The following is a 1,674-nucleotide window of genomic DNA, read 5'->3' as shown; positions in this document are numbered from 1 at the left end:
TTCTTTTGAATATTTTGACATAAAAAACTGCACCTCCAAAAATTGTGTCCAATTTTTGGAGGTGCAGTTCACTTTGAAGGTCTCTGTTTTTCATATTGCTTATTCTTCAATAAAACCGGGTGTGGAGAGATAACGGTCTCCGCTGTCGGGTAAAACAACGACGATGGTTTTACCGGCATTTTCCGGGTGCTTTGCCAATTCGGTTGCAGCGTAGACGGCTGCTCCACCGGAGATGCCGATGAGAAAGCCTTCCGCTTTAATAAAGGCTTGAGCCGTCTTGAAAGCCGCATCATTGTCGACCGTAACTATTTCGTCATAAATTTTCGTATCCAAGGTTTCAGGGATGAAGTTGGCACCGATACCTTGAATCTTATGCGGTCCGGCATGTCCTTCGGAAAGTAGAGGCGAACCGGTCGGTTCGACGGCGACAACTTTGACAGCGGGATTTTTGCTCTTTAAATACTTACCGGTGCCTGATAAGGTACCGCCTGTACCGACACCGGCAATGAAGATATCTACCTTTCCGTCCGTATCTTCATAAATTTCCGGACCTGTCGTTTCAAAATGAACCTGAGGATTTACGGGATTGGTAAACTGGCCGGGAATAAAGGATCCGGGGATTTCTTTTGCTAATTCGGCAGCCTTGTCGACAGCCCCCTGCATTCCTGTAGAACCGGGCGTAAGTACGATTTCGGCACCGTAAGCGGACATGAGTTTACGGCGTTCGGCCGACATGGTTTCCGGCATGGTCAAAATGATGCGATAGCCTTTAGCCGCTGCGACGGCTGCTAAACCGATACCCGTGTTACCGCTGGTCGGTTCAATGATTACGGAACCTTCTTTTAGCAGGCCGTCTTTTTCAGCCGCTTCAATCATGCCTTTAGCAATACGGTCTTTTACGGAGCCTGCCGGATTAAAAGCTTCGGCTTTAACAAGAATTCTTGCATGGCTTTGAATCTGTTTGTTATAACGTTGCGGTTCAAGTAAGGGTGTGCGCCCGATTAAGTCTAATGTAGAAGTAGCTATTTTTGTCATGGTAAATGTCTCCTTTTATATCTTAGCGAATATAGTTTTTAATTATCCTCTGCCTATGAAGCGACAACATCGCTTACAGAGAATAAATTTTTCAAATAGTTGTTTCATAGTTATCGCTTCCCCCCTTGCAATACGGTCGGTGCTATTGGTGATGTGCCGTATTATGACGAATGTTGGAGTTCCATGAGTCCAAATCATTCAGGCGTTTTTGTAAAAAGCACACTTGTTGCTTCAGCTCGGCAATTTCCTCTTCCAACGGATCGGGAAGACTGGTATGATCCAAGTCAATATCCTGTTCCGTAAGTACTCGGCGAATTCGCTTGCCCCGCTGTGAAACGATATGCCCCGGAATGCCGACGACTGTCGAATATGGCGGAACCTCTCTTAAGACGACCGAGCCGGCACCTATTTTTGAGCCTTCTCCGACGGTAAAAGAACCGAGAACCTTGGCTCCGCTGGCAACGACCACACCGTCTTCTATGGTCGGGTGCCGTTTCCCCTTTTCCTTACCTGTGCCGCCGAGGGTAACCCCCTGGTAGAGTGATACATTATTGCCGATAATAGTTGTTTCTCCAATGACAATGCCTGTACCGTGATCGATGAAAAGTCCTTCGCCGATGCGGGCACCGGGATGGATTT

General features: G+C 47.3%; 2 protein-coding genes. Both read right to left on the bottom strand.

Annotated elements, in window-relative coordinates:
- Window positions 1-99 precede the first annotated feature (99 nt).
- Entirely contained in the window at window positions 100-1,035 is a 936-nt protein-coding gene (gene cysK, locus PGX78_RS08050; protein WP_270446406.1) for a cysteine synthase A, read from the bottom strand.
- A 142-nt stretch (window positions 1,036-1,177) separates the two neighbouring features.
- A partial coding sequence (epsC, locus tag PGX78_RS08045) for a serine O-acetyltransferase EpsC (RefSeq protein WP_270446403.1) occupies window positions 1,178-1,674 on the bottom strand: 497 nt, incomplete at its 5' end.

The organism is Megasphaera sp. AF13-6AC, from assembly GCF_027685385.1.
Classification (GTDB): domain Bacteria; phylum Bacillota; class Negativicutes; order Veillonellales; family Megasphaeraceae; genus Megasphaera; species Megasphaera micronuciformis.
The sequence above is the reverse complement of the archived record's forward strand: the minus strand, read 5'-3'. Positions and strand labels throughout refer to the sequence as shown.